At 70.2% G+C, this 17,663-nt stretch carries 18 protein-coding genes; 3 read left to right on the top strand and 15 right to left on the bottom strand.

Annotation, left to right across the window (positions count from 1 at the left end; all coding sequences use genetic code 11):
• Window positions 1-2 precede the first annotated feature (2 nt).
• The 8 genes from ACIRRA_RS09455 to ACIRRA_RS09420 all read right to left on the bottom strand — a co-directional run bounded on the left by ACIRRA_RS09455 (window position 3) and on the right by ACIRRA_RS09420 (window position 6,865).
• The gene (locus ACIRRA_RS09455) at window positions 3-1,493 is read right to left on the bottom strand and encodes an SCO6880 family protein (protein WP_402765326.1); all 1,491 of its coding nucleotides are present in this window, start codon (window positions 1,491-1,493) and stop codon (window positions 3-5) included.
• Window positions 1,490-2,971, bottom strand: a complete 1,482-nt coding sequence (locus ACIRRA_RS09450) for a hypothetical protein (protein ID WP_357008142.1) — start codon at window positions 2,969-2,971, stop codon at window positions 1,490-1,492. The genes ACIRRA_RS09455 and ACIRRA_RS09450 overlap by 4 nt, the downstream gene beginning before the upstream one ends.
• Window positions 2,972-3,014: 43 nt before the next feature.
• Window positions 3,015-3,839 carry a hypothetical protein gene (locus ACIRRA_RS09445; protein ID WP_402765323.1) on the bottom strand — a complete coding sequence of 275 codons (825 nt, stop codon included), beginning with the start codon at window positions 3,837-3,839 and terminating at the stop codon, window positions 3,015-3,017.
• A gap of 53 nt (window positions 3,840-3,892) precedes the next feature.
• Window positions 3,893-4,147 carry a hypothetical protein gene (locus tag ACIRRA_RS09440; RefSeq protein ID WP_402765321.1) on the bottom strand — a complete coding sequence of 85 codons (255 nt, stop codon included), beginning with the start codon at window positions 4,145-4,147 and terminating at the stop codon, window positions 3,893-3,895.
• Window positions 4,148-4,173: 26 nt separating this feature from the next.
• Window positions 4,174-4,464 carry a hypothetical protein gene (locus ACIRRA_RS09435; RefSeq protein WP_213556317.1) on the bottom strand — a complete coding sequence of 97 codons (291 nt, stop codon included), beginning with the start codon at window positions 4,462-4,464 and terminating at the stop codon, window positions 4,174-4,176.
• A 178-nt stretch (window positions 4,465-4,642) separates the two neighbouring features.
• Window positions 4,643-5,296, bottom strand: coding sequence for a hypothetical protein (locus ACIRRA_RS09430; protein WP_402765318.1), 654 nt, complete (start codon window positions 5,294-5,296; stop codon window positions 4,643-4,645).
• Window positions 5,293-6,168 carry a MinD/ParA family protein gene (locus ACIRRA_RS09425; protein WP_402765315.1) on the bottom strand — a complete coding sequence of 292 codons (876 nt, stop codon included), beginning with the start codon at window positions 6,166-6,168 and terminating at the stop codon, window positions 5,293-5,295. The genes ACIRRA_RS09430 and ACIRRA_RS09425 overlap by 4 nt, the downstream gene beginning before the upstream one ends.
• Window positions 6,169-6,184: 16 nt before the next feature.
• Window positions 6,185-6,865 (bottom strand): hypothetical protein, encoded by a 681-nt coding sequence (locus tag ACIRRA_RS09420; RefSeq protein ID WP_402765312.1) that lies wholly within the window; start codon window positions 6,863-6,865, stop codon window positions 6,185-6,187.
• 303 nt (window positions 6,866-7,168) lie between these two features.
• Between ACIRRA_RS09420 and ACIRRA_RS09415 the strand changes: the two genes are divergently transcribed.
• Window positions 7,169-7,930, top strand: coding sequence for a 3-hydroxyacyl-CoA dehydrogenase (locus ACIRRA_RS09415; RefSeq protein ID WP_354837256.1), 762 nt, complete (start codon window positions 7,169-7,171; stop codon window positions 7,928-7,930).
• Window positions 7,931-7,964: 34 nt separating this feature from the next.
• Here the strand turns inward: ACIRRA_RS09415 and ACIRRA_RS09410 are convergent, their stop codons facing one another.
• Both ACIRRA_RS09410 and ACIRRA_RS09405 read right to left on the bottom strand, forming a co-directional pair.
• Complete coding sequence (locus ACIRRA_RS09410; RefSeq protein ID WP_402765309.1) at window positions 7,965-8,498, bottom strand: hypothetical protein; 534 nt, start codon at window positions 8,496-8,498, stop codon at window positions 7,965-7,967.
• Window positions 8,498-9,271: a metalloregulator ArsR/SmtB family transcription factor gene (locus tag ACIRRA_RS09405; protein ID WP_357008246.1), complete on the bottom strand. Its 774-nt coding sequence runs from the start codon at window positions 9,269-9,271 to the stop codon at window positions 8,498-8,500. The genes ACIRRA_RS09410 and ACIRRA_RS09405 overlap by 1 nt, the downstream gene beginning before the upstream one ends.
• Window positions 9,272-9,502: 231 nt before the next feature.
• Here ACIRRA_RS09405 and ACIRRA_RS09400 point away from each other — a divergent pair, with 231 nt between their 5' ends.
• Window positions 9,503-10,537 (top strand): alpha/beta hydrolase, encoded by a 1,035-nt coding sequence (locus ACIRRA_RS09400; RefSeq protein WP_402765306.1) that lies wholly within the window; start codon window positions 9,503-9,505, stop codon window positions 10,535-10,537.
• A gap of 40 nt (window positions 10,538-10,577) precedes the next feature.
• A complete protein-coding gene (locus ACIRRA_RS09395; RefSeq protein WP_402765303.1) occupies window positions 10,578-11,399 on the top strand; it encodes an SDR family oxidoreductase in 822 nt (273 codons plus the stop codon).
• A 20-nt stretch (window positions 11,400-11,419) separates the two neighbouring features.
• Here ACIRRA_RS09395 and ACIRRA_RS09390 read toward each other — a convergent pair whose 3' ends face one another.
• The 5 genes from ACIRRA_RS09390 to ACIRRA_RS09370 form a co-directional block, all read right to left on the bottom strand.
• Window positions 11,420-11,827, bottom strand: a complete 408-nt coding sequence (locus tag ACIRRA_RS09390; RefSeq protein ID WP_402765300.1) for a hypothetical protein — start codon at window positions 11,825-11,827, stop codon at window positions 11,420-11,422.
• A gap of 109 nt (window positions 11,828-11,936) precedes the next feature.
• On the bottom strand, window positions 11,937-13,295 hold the full coding sequence (locus ACIRRA_RS09385; protein WP_402765297.1) for a lipase family protein: 1,359 nt from the start codon (window positions 13,293-13,295) through the stop codon (window positions 11,937-11,939).
• Between the two features lie 23 nt (window positions 13,296-13,318).
• A complete protein-coding gene (locus ACIRRA_RS09380; RefSeq protein ID WP_402765295.1) occupies window positions 13,319-15,388 on the bottom strand; it encodes a LuxR C-terminal-related transcriptional regulator in 2,070 nt (689 codons plus the stop codon).
• Window positions 15,389-15,530: 142 nt separating this feature from the next.
• The gene (locus tag ACIRRA_RS09375; protein ID WP_402765293.1) at window positions 15,531-16,460 is read right to left on the bottom strand and encodes a hypothetical protein; all 930 of its coding nucleotides are present in this window, start codon (window positions 16,458-16,460) and stop codon (window positions 15,531-15,533) included.
• Window positions 16,461-16,464: 4 nt separating this feature from the next.
• Window positions 16,465-17,511 carry a 3-oxoacyl-ACP synthase III family protein gene (locus ACIRRA_RS09370; RefSeq protein WP_402765290.1) on the bottom strand — a complete coding sequence of 349 codons (1,047 nt, stop codon included), beginning with the start codon at window positions 17,509-17,511 and terminating at the stop codon, window positions 16,465-16,467.
• Window positions 17,512-17,663: the final 152 nt, after the last annotated feature.

Raw genomic sequence — 17,663 nt, 5'->3', positions numbered from 1 at the left:
GATTACCCCGCAAGTGCTTTCGGAATGGTGGCGTGTTCGGGGAGGATCACCCCGCAGCCGAGCGAGGCCGCGAACGCCGCCGCTTGATAGCGGTAGCAGCGGCGGATCTTGAGGCGGGCCTGGGTCGACAGGTCGCGGGTGATGGCCTCGATGCGCGGCAGGTCGCCGCGCAGGGGTTCGGTGATGGTGACCAGCGCGCCGAAGCGGGTGACGCCGTGCCCGCGGGCCTGCTCCTCGCGGGCCTGCTGGGTGGCGCCGACGCGCAGGGTGGCGGCGGCGGACACGACACCACGCTCGGATTGCTGTGCCACCAGGGCGTTCTTGTAGTCGTCGTCCACGATCTGGGCGGCGTCGCCGGCCGAGTGCGGGCGGTAGACGATGGTGATGCGCTTGCGCGGCACCTCCGGATTCGGCGCGAGCAGCCGCTGCAGCACCCGCTCGTCGACCGCGCCTTCGGGGGCGGTGTCCATCTCCCAGGTGACCGAGCGGCCACCGTCGTGAATGAAGTGGTCCCAGCGCTCCTCGTGCGAGACCGGGCCCGCGTCGGCCCAATCCAGGCCGTGCCCACCGGGTTCGCCCGCGGCCACCTCGAGATCGGCCTGGGCGGCCGGGTCGTAGCTGCGGCGGATGAACGAGATGATCTCCTCGGCGGCCATGGGCTGGGCGCGGACACCGGCCTCCGCCAGGGCCGCACAGATGCCGGGCAGGCGGCGGCCGATCTCGACCGCCTCCTCCGCCGGATTCTTGCGGCGCTCCGCGGTGGTCGCCTTGAAGGTGATGGCGACCCGTGGTAGCAGCTGCACCCGCTCCTGCGGCAGCTCGGTGGCCAGCTCGTACATGACCTGCTGCGCGAGATCGGGAGCCTCGGGCCGGGTGATGGTGGAAACCTCGGTGAGCAAACGGTTTCCGGTCTCCGGCACAGTGTCGATCACCGGCACCACGGCCACGATGTCGGAGGTCTGCCCCAGCGAGGCCAGGAACGTACCCCACGCGCCCACCCAGCGGTCGATGACCGGCTGGTCGACGGCCTCGTGGCCCTGCGGCCAAGCGCGCAGAACCACTGTGTACTGGGCGAATTGCGGTAGGTGGATCATGCCGAAGCTGTAGCCGCCGGCGTCGATGCCCTCGTAGAGCCGTGACGGGGCCATCAGCCCGGGCAGGCGGGTGACACCGCCCGGGATCCGGGAGAACCGCCCGCCCCGGTACACGTGCTCGCCCTTGGAACGGCCGCGCAACCAATGGAACATCATCAATCCGTTCTCGTAGCCGGAGCGGCCCCCCGTCCGCCATACCAGTGGAACCATCACGACCGTGCCGATGCCCGCCACCACGGCGGCCGGTTCCGGCCCGGCCGCCAGCGCCGTCAGCAGTGCAGTGATCACGACGGCGAAACCGACCACGGTCTCACCCCAGCGCAGGCCGAAAAGGCCCGCGCTGCGGGGCTTCTGCCACAGTCCGTACGAGCGGCGCTCGTAGGTCTCGGTCATCGTCATCGCGGGATGGTGCTCCTGCCGAGGTCGGGTGAACGGTTGGCCCAGCGGTCACCGGCCAGGTCGCCCGCGGTGGACTCGGCCTTGCTCAGCGAGGCGGTCGCCGCGCGCACCTGCGCGACCCGATTGGCGACGCGGGACGCGCCTGACGGTACTGCGCCGCCACCGCCTTGGGCGGCAGGACTCGCGGCGGGCGCACCGCCACCACCACCCGCCGGGCGTGGCGGGGGTGTCGGGCGTGGCGCGCCGCCACCGCCCGGACCGCCGCCCCCGGGACCGGGACGGGGACGCCCGCCGCGACCGGGTCCGATGAATCCGGCGGCGCCGGGTCCGGCGGCACCGCGCGGGGCCACCGCACGCGAACCGACCGCACCGAGCGCGGCGATGCCGACCAGGGTGCCGGTGGTAGCGGCCAGACCCGAACCGCCGGAACCGACAATGGCGACCGCCGGGGTCACCAGGCGCATCAGCGCCGGCAGCACGAACGCGACCGTGCACAGCAGCACGATGGCGACCAGCATGCGCTGGGCCTCGTCGGCGTCGGGCAGGTTCACGGTGCCGGTCAGGTCGTCGGTATTGCCCGCGGTGGTGAACGCGATCATGTACACGATCGCCGCCACCGGCTTGTAGAGCATGAACGCGATGATCCAGCCCAGCAGCTTCGAGTACGAGGTGCGCCCGATCTGGGTGCCCGACGCGGCCGCGGCCAGCGGCAGTACGCCCGCGGCCACCACCAGCAGGCCCTGGCGGACGATGGCGAGCACGATCTGGGCCAGCGCCCCGAGCAGGCCGACGATCGCGATGATCAGCACCAGACCCGGCGAGAACGCCTGCAGCTTGGAGGTTTTCACCATCAGCTCGGCGATGTTCTTGGCATTGCCGTTGGTGGAGTCGTTGATGATCCACTCGGAGAACTTGTCCGAGGCCTGGGTGGCGGCCACGATCACCGCACCCAGCATCCAGGAACTGAAGACCACCCGCGCGAACATCCAGAACGATTCCGTGGCCTCACTGACCGCGGCTCCTCGTCTGGCCTGCGCCAGTTTCAACCCCGACAGGATCACCGACGCCATCAAGAACAGAATCTGGACTTGATAGGTGTAATCGTTGATCTTCGTGAAGAGCGCCCCCGCGTCACTGACGCGTTCGTTCGGGATCTTCATCCAGAACGTCAACGCCAGCATCAACGCCTCGCCCAGGCCGTTCATCAGCGAGTCCACCACCTTGCCGAAGGTGGAGTCCCACGCCTTGTCGCGCACGGTGGCGGCGGCGTCGGTCGGGTGGGTCGCGACATTGCCCGCCTTGCACGCGGCCGAGGCCGCGTCGCCGAGCGAGATGCCGGGTACGCCCAGCCCGTCGAGGGAGTCGTGTAATTCGTTGCAGGCCTGATCGAAACCGTACGTCTGGCCGTAGGCCACCGTCGGGGTTGCGATCATGACGGTGAAGACGACCGCAAGGATCGTGACTAGCCGCCTCAGCATGTGGTCCACCTCTCGATGGGTCGCGATGCCATTTCTGTTGTTGTCACCATCGGGTCCACCCCGCAAGCGAATCCACGTATTCGGTTTGCGCGGTCTTGGAAGTCGAAGGTTTGAGCCGCCAGTCGCCGGCGTCCCAGACCATGATCAGGCGCACCGCCGCCCACAGCTGCCGGTTGTCGACCACCGGCCCGCGTGCGGCCAGCCGCACGATGGCCATGTCGTCGGCGTAGTTCTCGATCTGGAAGCCGTCGGGGGCCACCAGATAGCGAGTCACCTTCTCGGGCTGCTGTTTCGGCAGCCGTTGATCGGCCAGCGCCTGGTCGTAGGCGGTGAGCTGTTCGGCGGGCACGCGCACCTGCCGGACGTAGAGCTCCCGGTCGGCCGGGCGGGCGTTGAGCCGGTAGGTGATCTGGGCGGCGGCCAGCGCCGCGCCCTGCGGGGTGTGCGAATAGCCGACGGCCAGGCCGTTTTCCAGGCGCGCCGGACCGTCGGAGGTGGAGAAGGGCACGGATGCGCCGTAGACCCGCTGCCAGCCGTGGGGATCGATGGTCCCCAGCGGGGCGGCGGTGAGCCAGTCGGCGTCGGTGGCCTTGCGCTGCTTGGAAGGATCCTGCGGCAGCGGCTGGCCGGCCGTGTTGTTGGGGATGTCGACGCGGCGGCCGAACAGATCCACCTCGGGCGAGGCGAATCCGGTGGCCCCGGAGTCGGAGGCCGCCGGGACGGTCCCGTCGGGCTTGGCGCTCGGCTTGCTGTCGCCGTGCCCGAAGTAGACCACCAGACCGGCGATCAGGATGACCGCGACCAGAGCGGCCGAGGCGATGACGCCGAACGAGACGCGGTCGCGCTCGGGCGACTCCTTCTCGCTCATCGCATTGCCTCCGAAGTATGTGTGCCAGTGGACAATTCAGCTGCCCGTGCCCGTCAGGTCGGCAGCAGGGCCAGCGCGATCCCGCTGGCCGAGGTCGCCATGATCGCGCCCAGCAGACTCATCACCACCCCGTGTGTCGCATCGTTGGCGGCCAGGTCGTCGCGGAAGGCGTACCAGAGCCGGCCCGCGGCCAGGATCATCCAGGCCAGGCAGAACAGCAGCACGCACCACAGCAGCCAGTCGATGAGCTGCATGATCGGCCGGATCACATCCGGCGGCATCTGCTTGTAGGCCAGTACGGAATCCATCGCTGGCGCAACCAGCGCGGCGGGCATTAGGTGATCACTGCGTTCATGATCGTGCCCGCGCTCGTGGCGACGATTCCCCCGATCATGGCCCCTGCCACCATCTTCGGCGACTCCAAACCGCCTCCTGTCCATTTCTCCCAGGCGAACCGGCCACCGGCGTAGGTGATGCCCAGGATTCCCGACAACAGAACGAACCAGGTGAAATACCGAACAAGTTTCAGCAATTTGTCCGACGCGGGCGGTGCCTCGGGGGTCGGATTCCCGACCTGGGCGAGGATCTGACCGTACGCGTCGTGTACGGCGAGGAGCATGCTCATTGTCTGTCCTTATCCAAAAGCGAACTGCTAGTAACAATCTCGCCGATGCACGGCCCGGCCGTCCAACCGGCGACGTCAACTCCTTCTACTGACTGCCCTGCCACCTTCCCTCGGGACCGGGCAGGTCCCCGCAACCGGGAACTCATTCCCGCGCAACACAATCCATCGGCGTCCATGATCACTCCTCCGGGTCCCGGAACTCGGGGCGGGGGGCGTCGAGCGCGTCCTGCACGGCGGCCACGATGCCGGCGCCGAGCTCCCGCACGGCGGGCGTAATCTCTTCCAGCGGATCGGATTTGCGCTTCCGCTGCTGCGGCACCGGGTCGCCGGGTGACCACACCGGCAGCTCATCGGCCTCGACCAGGGTCCATTCCTCGTGCCACGGCAACTGCCACACCTGACCCGCCAGCGAACCGACCACATCACGGTAGCGGCGGATCTCGGCGGGCATCCGGCCCGGCCGCGCGGCCACGGTGATCAGGCCCAGCACCTCACACGGACCGGCCAGCCCGGCGTGATGCTGGCGCAGCAGATCGTGGGCGCGGGTGAGCCCGGCGATGGTCTCGCGCGCCACCAGCACCACGAACGGGGACTCCCGGTCGAACACGCCCGGCCAGCGTCGATACGAATCCGCCGCCGGCGCAAGCACATGCGAGAGCGTGGTCGCGCCCGCGCCCCCGTGCACGCCGAGCAGCCACACCAGGGGTGCTCGGCCACCGCCGGGTACGGGTCGGTCCCAGATCGGTGCGCGGCGGGTTTCCGGCGGCGGCACCACACCGGCCGCCAGGGCGGCCTCGGAGGCGGATCGGCGTTCCTTCATGGCTGCGGTCATGATGCCACTCCAGCAAGCAGGCGGCGATACGCGCGGCGTGTCTCTGCGGCCAGGTTGCTGTGCCGCACCAACTCTCCGCGTGCGAGGTGTGCGTCATAGGGTATCTCGACGATCTCACGGACCCAGCCGTCCAAATGCTCTCGCAAATGCTCAGCGACCCGAGAATCACTGCCCGGCAACTGGTGTGACACGACAATGGTGGTGTCGCCGACAATGCCGTCACCCTGCCCCTCGCCCTGCCCGCCGAACTGATCGTCGAGCCACTCCAGCGTCACGCGCAACCGATTGGCCGCGTCCACCCGCGCCGGAATCGACAGCACCAGCGCGATATCGGCGTCCTCGAGCAGCGGGCGCAGATGCCGGCTCGCGATCGGATTGCCGCCGTCGTAAACCGGGGTGTACCCGGTTTCGCCGAGCGCGCGGGCGACGGTCAGGTAGGTGGCGCGCCGGCGCAGCGGGGCGGGATCGCGCCACAGCAGGCCGATGCCGGAGGTGGCGCGGGAGAGACATTCCTTGAGCGGCGCGGCCTCGTCGTCACCGCGGCCGTAGAGCCAGGCCTGCAGACTGATCGGGCTCAGGTGCTCGTCAGCGCCCCGCAACGCGAGATCACTGCCCGCGAAAGTGCCGTCCACGGCGACGATTTCGGCGCCGGCGACGCTCATCTCCCCCGCGATGCCGAGCGTTGTCGTGGTGGTGCCCGCGCCGCCGCAACCACCCACCACCAGAATCGGGCGCGGCGCGGGACCGGCCTCGCCGGAGTCACCGCGGCGCTTGCGCAAGCGCATCACCGGAGCCTTGGAACGCGCGGCACGGCCCGGCGATTCGCCCGCTTCGGGCCTCTCGTCGAGCCAGCGGCTCCAGTCCTGATCCATTGTCTCCGCTCTCCTCTTATCCGGCCGGAATGCCCGCGGCGGGTCCGTGGTCGCCGATGATCGCGGGGGCCGTCATTTCGTTGTACGCCGCTGCGACGGCGATCGGGCCGGAACGGGGTCCCGCCTCGAGTGTGCCGATGGATTGCGCAGTGCCGCCATGGGATTTCAGCACATATAGAGCAACTCCACCGGCAATGACTAGCAAAACAATGGCAATGATCAGGAAGGCGACGGCGAAAAACCGCCGCCCCGTGATGCGCTCGGCCGGCGCGGCCACACGGTCCGCGACCGCGTCCAGCAGCTGCGAGGCTCGGTCGAATGCTCTCGGGGCGCGCTCGTCGGTCGATAGCGCGCCGGCTTCGCCACTCTCCGTGGGGAATTCGACGACCGTGCTGCCGCGGTAGCGCAACGGCGGTGCGTAGGAGGCGCTCTCGCCGGATCCGGTCATCCAGTCCGACCAGGCCCCGTCGAAGTGGTTGCGCCGCAGCACCGAATCGGGCACCGGCGGGATCTCGAGCTCCGGTTCGTCGTGGATGTAGTGCGGGTAGCGGGCCGCGTCCTGCTCGTCGGCGAATGCCGAGTCGCCGTCGGGCTGTTCGGGGGCCGGGGCCTGCGCGTCGGGGTCCAGGGCGGGGTACCAGCGCGACACTTTTTTGTACGACTTCAACATTCCCGCTGCGGGCACGTCGCTCGGCATCGTCTGACCCTCTCGGCGGTCGGTCGTGGCTGACGGTGTGTTGTCGTCGGTGATCGTCGGTACTGTGCAGCCCGCCGTCGTCGCGTCGCCACGGGCGGCGCGCACGAAACGGTCCCGATCGGAAATTCTCTCGCATGAACAGGATTCCAACGACTCGACGCGCCGGACGACACTCCGTTCAATCCGCGCGCGCGTGCGAGTAGCAGGGTTTGCGACATCGTGTGAGCGCCACGCCGACGGGGCGGTCTTCCCTGTGGACGAAGCAGAATCTACATTAACAAGACCAAGAATTTTGGAGGTTTTGTGAAGACAGCAGACATTGCCGCGGTTGTGACCGGTGGCGCGTCGGGACTCGGACTGGCCACCGTGCGGGAACTGCACGCGGCCGGCGCGAAGGTCGTTATCCTCGATCTTCCCTCGTCCGACGGCAAGGCCATCGCCGAGGAACTCGGTGAGCGCGTGGTGTTCTCGCCCGGTGACGTGACCAGCGAAGCGGATGTGACCGCCGCGCTGGACGCCGCCCAGGAGCTCGGCACGCTGCGAATCGCGGTGAACTGCGCGGGAATCGGCAATGCCATCAAGACGGTCGGCAAGCAGGGCGCGTTCCCGCTGGAGTCCTTCTCCAAGATCATCAACGTTAACCTGATCGGAACGTTCAACGTCATCCGCCTGGCCGCCGAGCGCATCTCGGCGGTCGAGGAGGCCGACGGCGAGCGTGGCGTCATCGTCAACACCGCGTCGGTCGCCGCCTACGACGGCCAGATCGGCCAGGCCGCGTACTCCGCCTCCAAGGGCGGCATCGTGGGCCTGACCCTGCCGGTCGCCCGCGACCTGGCCTCGTACAAGATCCGCGTGATGACCATCGCGCCGGGCCTGTTCCACACCCCGCTTTTCGCCACCCTGCCGCAGCAGGCCATCGACGCCCTCGGCGCGCAGGTGCCGCACCCGTCGCGCCTGGGCGACCCGGCCGAGTACGCCGCGCTGGTCCGCCACATCGTGGAGAACCCGATGCTCAACGGTGAGGTCATCCGCCTCGACGGCGCGATCCGCATGGCCCCGCGGTAATCAGCAGGGCCACGCGGTGATCACCGCACGGCGATCACCGGGTGACGGCACCGGCGCGGGCACTCGCCCGCCCGGTGCCGTCACCGTTTCCGCGCAGCGCGAGCAGCTGCCGGGTGTGGCCCGGGATTTCGACATCGATCAGGCCGATGAACAGATTCCGCAGGGGCATGGCCTGATCCAGCAGTAGTGCGCCCGCGGAGAGCAGGCGGGTGGGCACCGGGCTGTTCAGTTCCGCGTCGCTGAGCGCCGGCCCGCCGAAACCGCACAGCATCTCGGCCTGGCGGAGCACGCGTTCGCGCAGGCCGGGGAGGCCGCCCGCGAGATCGACGACGCGATCAATGGTCCAGGTGTCGAGGGCGAGGCGATTGTCGTAGGTGGCGTGCTCCCCCGCCGCCACCGCCGACGCGGCGGCCATGGTGGCGGCGGTGACGAGCGAGACGTGGGCCAGGATCCGCTCGGCGTTCCACTCCCCCGCCGGGGGCGGCAGCGGCGGGCCCGAATCGGCCACGGCGGCAGCGGCTTCCAGCAGCGTGTCATAGACCCCGCGCAGCACGGTGGCGTCGAACATCAGGCGTGGGCCTGCGACATTTCCCAGGGCGCCTGCGGCAGTACGGCGCCGGTCTCCAGCAGCGACTTGAGGTTGGCCAGCACGGCGGGCCAGCCGCTCGAAATGCCCTGCAGCATTTCCTGATTCGGCAGGTTCTCGTGAGTGACGGTGAGCCGGACGATGTCCTGGTGGGACTCGATGAGGAAGGTCACCACCGACGGGGAGCGCTCCGCTCCGATCGAATCCTCGAAGGTGAGGACGAGTCGGCGGGGCTCGTCGACCTCGAGGACCTTGCCGACGACATCGACCTTGTCCGAGCCGTCGACGCGGCGGTGCTCCCATTCCGAACCCGCCTGCCAGTCGGACACATTCGCGTGCCCCCAGTACTGCGCGGTCAGGTCGGCGTCGGTGAGGGCCTTCCACACCTGCTCGGCGCTGGCGTGGATGTAGGTGACGTAGACGTAGTTCGGCACGGTGGCGGTCATGGCGTACTCCTCTGCCTGGTTTTTGACGGCGCGCAGGACATCCAGCCGGGGGCGATCGAAGACGGAGATCCAGCGCTGTTCGATGTCGTGAATCGGGGTCGGATTGATGTAGTGCACCCGTTCGCGACCGCGGCGCAGCACGGTGACGAGGCCGGCCCGCTCCAGGATGTCGAGGTGCTGGGTCACCGACTGGCGAGCCATCTCGACCCGTTCGCACAGTTCCCGCAGGGTCTGGCCATTGTTCTCCCGCAGCCGGTCCAGCAGCAGGCGGCGGGTGGAGTCGGCCAGGGCCTTGAAGACCGCATCCATCTCGGGTTCGGGTTGCACGGGAAAATTATGCAGGCATTTACCTGCATATGTCAACGCCCGATCGCGGCACCCAGCCGGAACCGCCACCCGGCACCCCCTCTTACGTGGGAATTTCATTCTCGGACATGACAATCCGCGAATTCACCGTCAAGATGTTGAACGGCCCTTGGCCAGAACTGACATCGTTGTCTCAGCAGCGCCCGGTGTTTCGGGGCGCGGACAGGAGCGCCCGTGGCGACGCCGCAGACCTCGGACCCCGTCTCATCGGTGATCGTGGAGACGATCCGGCCGGCGCGCATCGGGACCAGGCTCGCCCATCCGGTGCTGCGCACCACCCTGCAGCAGTTCCTGCGCGCCGGAGCCTGGGTCGCCGATCTGGGCCCGCGCCCCGCGCACCTGGTGTTCCGGATGACGCGGCTGTCCGAACAGCCCGCCCGGGTGCTCGGCACCCCGCGCGGCACCCGCCGCGAACCGGTGCGGTTCGAGCACTGCGACGCCGAATGGCTGTGGAGCACACCGGTTCCCGATCCACGGGTGGACCGCGGCGCCGCGATCCTGTACCTGCACGGTGGCGCGTTCATCGCGGGCGGTCTCCACAGCTACCGCCGCCACACCGCCCGCCTGGCCGCGCTGAGCGAGCTGCCGGTGCTGACCGTCGACTATCGGCAGCTGCCCGACGCCCATCCCAACGAAAGCCTCGACGACGCGCTCACCGCCTACCGGCACCTGCTGGCCGAGGGGTTCCCGCCCGAGAAGATCGTCGTCGCGGGCGATTCCGCGGGCGGCGGACTCGCGCTGCGGTTGGCGCTGACACTGCGCGAGCTGGGTCTGCCGCTGCCCGTGGCACTGTCGGTGACCTCGCCGTGGGCGGATTTCGACTCCGCCGCCCGCCTCGCGCATCCCAATGCCCGCTACGACGCGGTGCTGCCCGCGGTCGGCCCGGACATGGTGGTGCGCCGCGGTATCGCCGTGGACGGCGAGCTGGATCCGAGCTGGTCGGTGGTGAACCACGATTTCACCGGCCTGCCACCGATTCTGCTGCAGGTCGGCTCCCGCGAGATGCTGCTCGCCGACGCGCTGGCGGTGGCGAAACGGGCCGAGGCGGCGGGTGTCCCGCTGCGTCTGCAGGTGCGGCCGAGCGCCCCGCACACCCTCATTCACCTGGGTGCGGACCTGCTCGCGGACGGCCGGGACGCCGCCCGTGACGCGGCCGACTTCCACCGTGCGATGATCGATCCCGGTCGCATCGGCCGCAGCGCCGCCTGATCGCACCGGCGGTCCCGACCCTCCGATCCGAGAGGCTCCGATGTCCCAGCCCGCCAATGCTTCTCAGCCCGCGTCCCGGCCCGCGATCCTCGTCACCGGGGCGGCCGCCGGTATCGGCCGCGCCATCGCCGCGCGGTTCGCCCGGGAGGGCTGGACCGTTGGCCTGTACGACATCGACGCCGACGCGGTCGCCCGCACCGCCGCCGAGATCGGCGGGCGGACCGTGACGGGGGCCTTCGATGTCACCGACCCGGTGGGCTGGGACCGGGCCCTGAAGGACTTCGACGACGCGACCGGGCGGCTGGACCTGCTGGTCAACAATGCGGGCGTTCTCGTATCCGGCCCCTTCGGCGAGATCCCGGTGGAACGCCAGCACCGTCTCGTGGACGTGAACATCAAGGGCGTCCTCAATGGCTGCCACGCCGCCCTCCCCTATCTGCGCCGCACCTCCGGCAGCCGGGTCATCAACCTGGCGTCGGCCTCGGCGCTCTACGGCCAACCCGGCCTGGCGACCTACGGCGCGACCAAGGCCGCGGTGCGCAGCCTGACCGAGGCCCTCGACCTCGAATGGCGGCACTACGGCATCACGGTCAGCGACCTGCTGCCCCTGTTCGTCGCGACCGACATGATGACCGAGGTGAGCCGCGGCTCGAAGTCCGCGACCGTCCTCGGCGTCCACCTCACCCCGGACGACGTGGCGGAAGCGGTGTGGCACACCGCAACCGGACGCCGGCCGCTGTCCGGACCGCACGTCCTGGTCGGCCTGCAGACCAAACTCACCAGCCTCGCCACCCGCCTGTCCCCACCCTTCCTGACCCGGGCGGTGGTGGGCTGGATCAGCAAGGCCGATTCGCTGCGGTAGTGCCTCGCCACGGTCGTGCCTCAGAGCGCGGCCAGGTCACCCACGATGAAGATGACCAGGCCCACCGTCATGGTCACCGCACCGGCCAGGCCGAGCGGCGCGGTGCGGGCCTTGTCGGCGAACTCGTCGCCGACGCCGGTGAGCCAGTTGATGGTGTCCTTGGCGGCGATGAAGATGCCGCTGGCGACGACCAGCCAGGCGGCGGTGATGTTCCAGCCGCTGGACAGATCGGACAGGCGAGCGGCCCACACCAGACCGAACAGGATGACGCCCTGGATGACCGAGCCGACATGGGTGACGGTCAGATAGCGGGGCGTGGGCGGGTTCCCCTCGCGCATGCGCAGCGCGATCATCGGATATCCCAGCAGGGCCCCATAGGTGAGGGTCAGCAGTCCGCCGATGATGAGGATCTTGTCGGTTGCCGTCATGGCGACCCCTTCCGGATCCATCCACGATAGGAGCCGAATCAGCTGGTCGCGGGCGTTCAGGGGAATCGATGCCCGACCTCGACTTCGGCGGGCTGGGACGGAGAGCGCGTCAGCTGATCGGCAGTGCGTGCGCGATGTCCGCCTCCGGCGCGCCCGGCTGCGCGGGGGTCCGCGCGGGTGGTGCGGCGCGCATCGGCCGGGCCGCCACCGCTCTCGCCAGGATCGACGCCAGACCCAGGTAGCCGCGGAGCGCGGGGATCGAAAGTGCCAGGGAGGCTACGGTTTGCGTGGTTCCGGCCGGGAGCGGGCGACCGGCGAATCGATCGGCGAGCCAGTTCTCGCACAGGGGCGCCGCCAGCAGACCCAGGCTCGCGTGACCGCCCAGCACATCGCGCAGATAGCGAACCCACGTGCCCTCGGCCCGGTAGCGATCGACCAGCCGATCCACATTGCCGCACGGAATGATCAGATCGTGCACGCCCTGCACCGCGAGCACCGGGAACCGCGGCGGTCGCACACCCGGTTCGACATCGGCGAGGACGGCCCGCACCTGCGGCAGGGTCCGCAGCGTGGCCAGGTCCGAACCCTCGCGATCCTGGAGCCGGGACCGGCCGCTGCGCAGCAGGAGTGGAATGGTGGCGCTGGTTTCGGCACGCTCGAGGAGGTCGAGGGACGCGGCGTCGAGGTGCTCGCGCAGGGTGCTGTCCAGGGCCGGGTAGGTGCGGCGCAGTCCGGCCAGGCACAGGGTGGCCAGCCCGCCGAAGGCCGAGCCGTTGAGCCGGAAGAAGGTAGATTCGAGGTTTCCCACCGGCGAACCCAGCACCGCGGCAAGGATATTCAGCTCCGGCGCATAGCTCGCCGCGAGCTCGGCGGCCCACACCGTGGCCAGTCCGCCACCCGAGTACCCCCACAGCGCCACCGGCGAATCACCGGGCCGCGCCAGGAAATTCAGGGTGGCGCGCAGGCCGTCCAGGGTGCGGTGGCCGGGCTCGCGCGGAGCCCCGAACCGGCCCGCGGTCCCGGTATGGTCGGGCACCGACGCCGCCCAGCCGCGGGTCAGGGCGTGCTCGATGAGCAGCAGCTCGAACTGCGGAACCGAGCCCAGCGCCCGCGCGCCGCGACGGAACGCGTACGACGGCAGGCATTTCGAGGCGACGGCGTCGATGGCGCACTGAAAGGAGATGATCGGCCGGTCGGCCGCCGGGTCCGCACCGGAGGGCAGCAGCACCGTGGTGACCGCCGCCTCGGCACGGCCGTGCAGGTCGGTGCTGCGGTACAGCAGCTGGGTGGCGGTGACGCGCTGCGGAATGCGGCCCAGCAGTGCGAGTTCCACCGGACGCGAACGCAGGACGGCCCCGGGCACGACCAGGTCGAGTCCGCGCGGACCCCGGTAGAACGGGTCGTGCTCGGGCAGCGGCGGATGGTCCTCCCGCGGCGGCCGCGGCGCCCCGGTTGGATACGCGATCATGCCAATCCTCTTTCGGCCGACGGTTATCCGGCAGCGGTCCGCGCGCTCGTCTCGGTCCGGGACGCCAGCGCGAACCGCAGTTCGGTGCGGCGGGCGACCGCGAGTTTGCGGTACACCCGGGTCAGGTGCTGCTCCACTGTGCTGGTGGTGATGTTCAGGGCGTCGGCGATATCGCGATTGCGCTGACCGAGCGCGGCCAGTTCGGCCACCCGCCGTTCGGCCGGGCTCAAGGCGTCGAAACCGTTGTCGCCCAGGGTCTCTCTCGCGGCCCGTACCGGGTCTACCTGCAGTCGGGCCAGAAGCGGTTCGGCCCCGCAGGTCTCGGCCAGCCGCGCCGCCTCCCGCAGCGGGGGCCGGGCCCGGTCCGCCTCCCCCAGTGCCCGGTAGGCGTTCCCGAGATCGGCCAGCACCGTGGCCAATTCGAGTTCGTCGCCACCCGAGCGGGCCAGCGCCGCTGACCGGCGCAGCAGCGTCACCCGCCGGAGCGGATCGCTGGTCGCGGCGAGCAGGCGCAGCGACACCCCGCCGGTGTGGTGCTGCTCGGCCCCGCCGATCAGGTCGAGGTGCCGGGTGACCAGATTCCGCACCTGCCGCTGCTGCCCGGACACCAGGCCGGCCGCGGCCAGGTCATTGCGCCACGGCGCCAGCCAGGCGAAGTCCATGCCCCACTCGTCCATCAGCCGCCCGCACCGGCGGAAATGCCGCAGCGCCTCCTCGGGCCGGCCGGTGGCCAGGCAGTGCTCGCCGCAGGCGCGCAGATAGCCCAGTGCGAAACGGGATTCGAACATGGCGCGCGGCATCGGCCGCTCCAGCTGTGCGGCGGCCTCGGCGTGCCTGCCCTGTGCGGTGAGCGCGCGCACCAGCACCGCGACCGCCCGGCCCAGCCACACCCCGAGCTGTTCGGCGGGCAGCAGATTGAGTGCCGCCAGTGCGTGCCCGCCCGCCTCGACCGGATTTCCCTTGCGCAGCAGCGTCTCCGCGCGCGCCGAGGCGAACAGCGCCTGCCAGGTCGGGGCGCGGCGCGCGGTGGCCTCGGCCAGCAGGGCGGTACACCAGGCGTCGGCGGCGTCGAGGCGATCGGTATGCAGCAGGCAGTCGACCGCCGCCACCAGCACCTCGACGGTGGCGGGGGTCAACCGGTGGTGTGCCAGGATGCGCTGGGCCGCGGCGGCGGTCTCGGCGGGCGAGCGCTGCGCCCACAGTCCCGCCAGCAGCGCGGCCGCCTGCCGGTGGGGTGAATCACGGTCCGGGGACGGCGATTCCGGACCGGGGCGGGCGCGAGCCAGCCACGGATGCCGTTGCGCCTGCACCGGATGCGTGTAGCGCAGCCACGCACCGACGAATTCGACCCGATCGGCCGCCGCCGGGTCGCCGCTGCGGCGCAGCTGGGCCAGCGCGTGATCGGCGTGCAGCACATGACCGTGCCACAGCATCTGCAGCACGGTCATGGGTAGCTCCGGATACGGCACCCGCCCGGTGCGCAGGGCGGCCTTGAGCCGGCCGAAATTGCGGGTGCGGCACGACGGGTTGATCCGCCAATCCACCGCCACCAGCCGGGTCGCGATGGCGGCCCGCTCGTCGGCGCGTCTGCTGGCCCGATAGGCCAGCTCCAGATAGGTTCCGGCGCTGTCCAATTCGTCGGCGTCGAAGGCGCGGTCGGCGGCCTCCAGGAGCACCTGCGCCGCCCACGAGCCGCGCGCGTCGCCCGCCTCGACCAGGTGCCGCGCCACCGTGGCCGCGGGCAAGCCCTCCCGGAACAGCAGTTCGGCCGCCCCGGTGTGCAGGGCGCGCCGATCCTCGTCGGGCAGGTCCCGCAGCACCGGGGCCGCCAGCTCCGGGTGCGGGCGGCACTCCCCCACGATCAGCCCGGCCGCCGCCAATTCCGAGACCACCGCACGGGTCTCGTCGAGTTCCGTGTTCAGCAGCGCCGCCACCCGGCCCACCCCGGCAGCGGCCCCCAGCACCGCCACCGCGCGCGCGACCCGCAGCCGCTCCGCGTCCGCCGCGCTCGCCCGGCCGGCGACCGCACAGCTCGTCCTGCCGCCGGCCCCCACCGGCGTCTCCCCTCGGTCCCGTGCGACCGACCATGCCATCTGACGTCCCTTTCACCGATCGGGATGCGCCCGACTGACAGACGTGGCACGGCGAGCTTCGGTGTGCTGGAGCGGCATCGTTGCAGCGAGGGCGCGCGGGCGCCCAGGATCAGCCGGGGCACAACGGTTTCGAAATGTACTGTCAAACAGTGTATTTCACATTCGCCCAAGAGGTGGTGGCGAGCGCCTGCGGGCGATAGACCAGGGCGGCCGCCGACGTGTCGTCCACCGCCAGGAACACCACCGCGCGCGCCTCGTCGAGCATGCCCTGGGTGGCCGCGCTCAGATACGCGTGCACCGGGCCCGCGGAATACGGGTTGCCGACGAACGGGTCGATCCCGGCGACCGCGGCCGAGGGCACCCCGACCCGGTAGGCCACCCGCTCCCGGAAGCCGGGGACTGGGGCCGGGGCCAGCAGCACCGCGCCGCCGGTGGCGAAGTCGCTGGGCTCCAGTCCTTCACCGGCGAGGCATTCGCGCACCGCGGTCTCGGCCAGCGCGAGCGGGTCCCCGGTCTCGGTGCACACGGTCAGCGCGGTGCGGCCGCCGGTGCCCGCCGCCTCCAGGTCGGCCCACGCGGTCGGGGCGAGCACGCCCGGAGTCTCGGTGGTGTAGATGCGGCCGAAACCGCCCGCGCTGTCGGAGGAATGCAGCAGGATGGCCGCACCGCCGGCGGCGTAAGGGAAGTCCTCGCGGTCGCGCTCGGTGGACGGGTGGGTATCGCCGGCCACGATGAGCGCGTACTCGACATCGCCGAGACCGGTGAAGCACTGGGCGGCCATGAGCGCGTGCACCACGCCGGTGCCGCCGTTGAGCAGGTCGAAGGAGAATGCGGGCACCCGCCCGGTCGCGTACTCCAGGCCCACCTCGAGGCGCTTCTGGATCAGCGCGGCCACCGCGGGCTCGGCGATATTGCTGTCCCGGAACACCCCGGCGTTGACCACCAGGCCGACCCGGTCGGCCGAGACCTCCGCGGCCGCCAGCGCCTGCGCGCCCGCGCGGGCGGCCAGCTCGAAGTAGCTGCCGGTGTCGGCGTCGGTGCAGACGGCCGCGGAAACGATTGCGGTGCTCATGGATTCAGGCCTCCAGCCGGGAGATGGTCGCGGCGAGGTGCCCGGAGACCACGCCGGACGCCTCGGGGATCAGCAGCACCTTGGAGCCGCGCGGAATCCGGCCCTGCGCCAGGTGTTCGCGCAGCACCAGGAAGTGCGAGGTGGACGCGGTATTGCCGTATTCGGCGTAGACATTGAGCGTCTGCGGCATCGGGGTGTCGAAGTGCCGCTCGGTGAGCGAGCTGATGTAGTCGATGGCGGGCCCGCTGAACTGGTGGTGGATCCAGTAGTCGTACTTCTCGCTCTCCCAGGCCCGGCCGGTCTCCAGCAGGAAGTCGGCCATGCGCGAAATGCCCTGCAGGAAGCGGGATTCGCTGGCCAGGGCGCGGTTGTCGGTGTACATGGCGATGCCGGTGGTCTTGTCGCTGGGCATGCCGATGCAGTGCTCGGCACCGGCCGAGGTGGTCATGAGCTCGATGTAGTGGATCTCGTCCGCGTCGTCGCCCTGGTCGTCGACCACCACGGCCACGGCCGCGTCGCCCACGGTGAGGGCGGCGAACTGCGGGTCGTAGGGCTGGGAGATCTCGCGGGTCGCGGTCTCGGCGATGGGGGTGATCTGCTCGCCGCTGACCACCAGGCCGCGGCGCACCACACCGGACTTGATCATGCGGTCCAGTACCAGCACGCCGGTGATCATGCCCGCGCAGGCATTGGACAGATCGAAGTGCAGTGCCCGGCCCGCGCCGATGGCCGCACCCAGCTGGGCGGCGAAAGACGGTGCGAAGCAGTACTGCCCGGGCGCGGTGAAGCGAGTGATCGACACCGAGATGATGACGTCCAGGTCCGCGGCGTCGTAGCCGGAGCGCGCGAGGCAGTCCTCGATGGCGTTGCGCGCCAGCGCGAACGACGATTCGTAATTCTCCGGATCGCTATTGTGCACGCGCCGGTTCTTGATTCCGGTAATTCGTTCCAGGTCCAATGCCCTGGGTACCGAAAGGCTGTTGATCACGTCCTCGGTGGAACGGATGGTCGTGGGTGTGTACGCACCGATCGATTCGAAGCGTGTACGCATGTGGCCCCCTGCTCTCTGGACTGAGTGCGTCCGGTCGAATGTGGCTGCGGCGGCCGCAATTCGGTGTCCCCCGAGCCGGCCCCGCTGATATCCCGTAGCCCCGATGCCAAGTGAAAAGCTACCGTACCCACCGGTAGACGAGCGCCACAGGA

The sequence above is a fragment of the Nocardia sp. NPDC101769 genome, assembly GCF_044766925.1.
Taxonomy (GTDB): domain Bacteria; phylum Actinomycetota; class Actinomycetes; order Mycobacteriales; family Mycobacteriaceae; genus Nocardia.
Note: the sequence above shows the minus strand (reverse complement) of the source record. Positions and strands in the feature narration are given on the sequence as shown.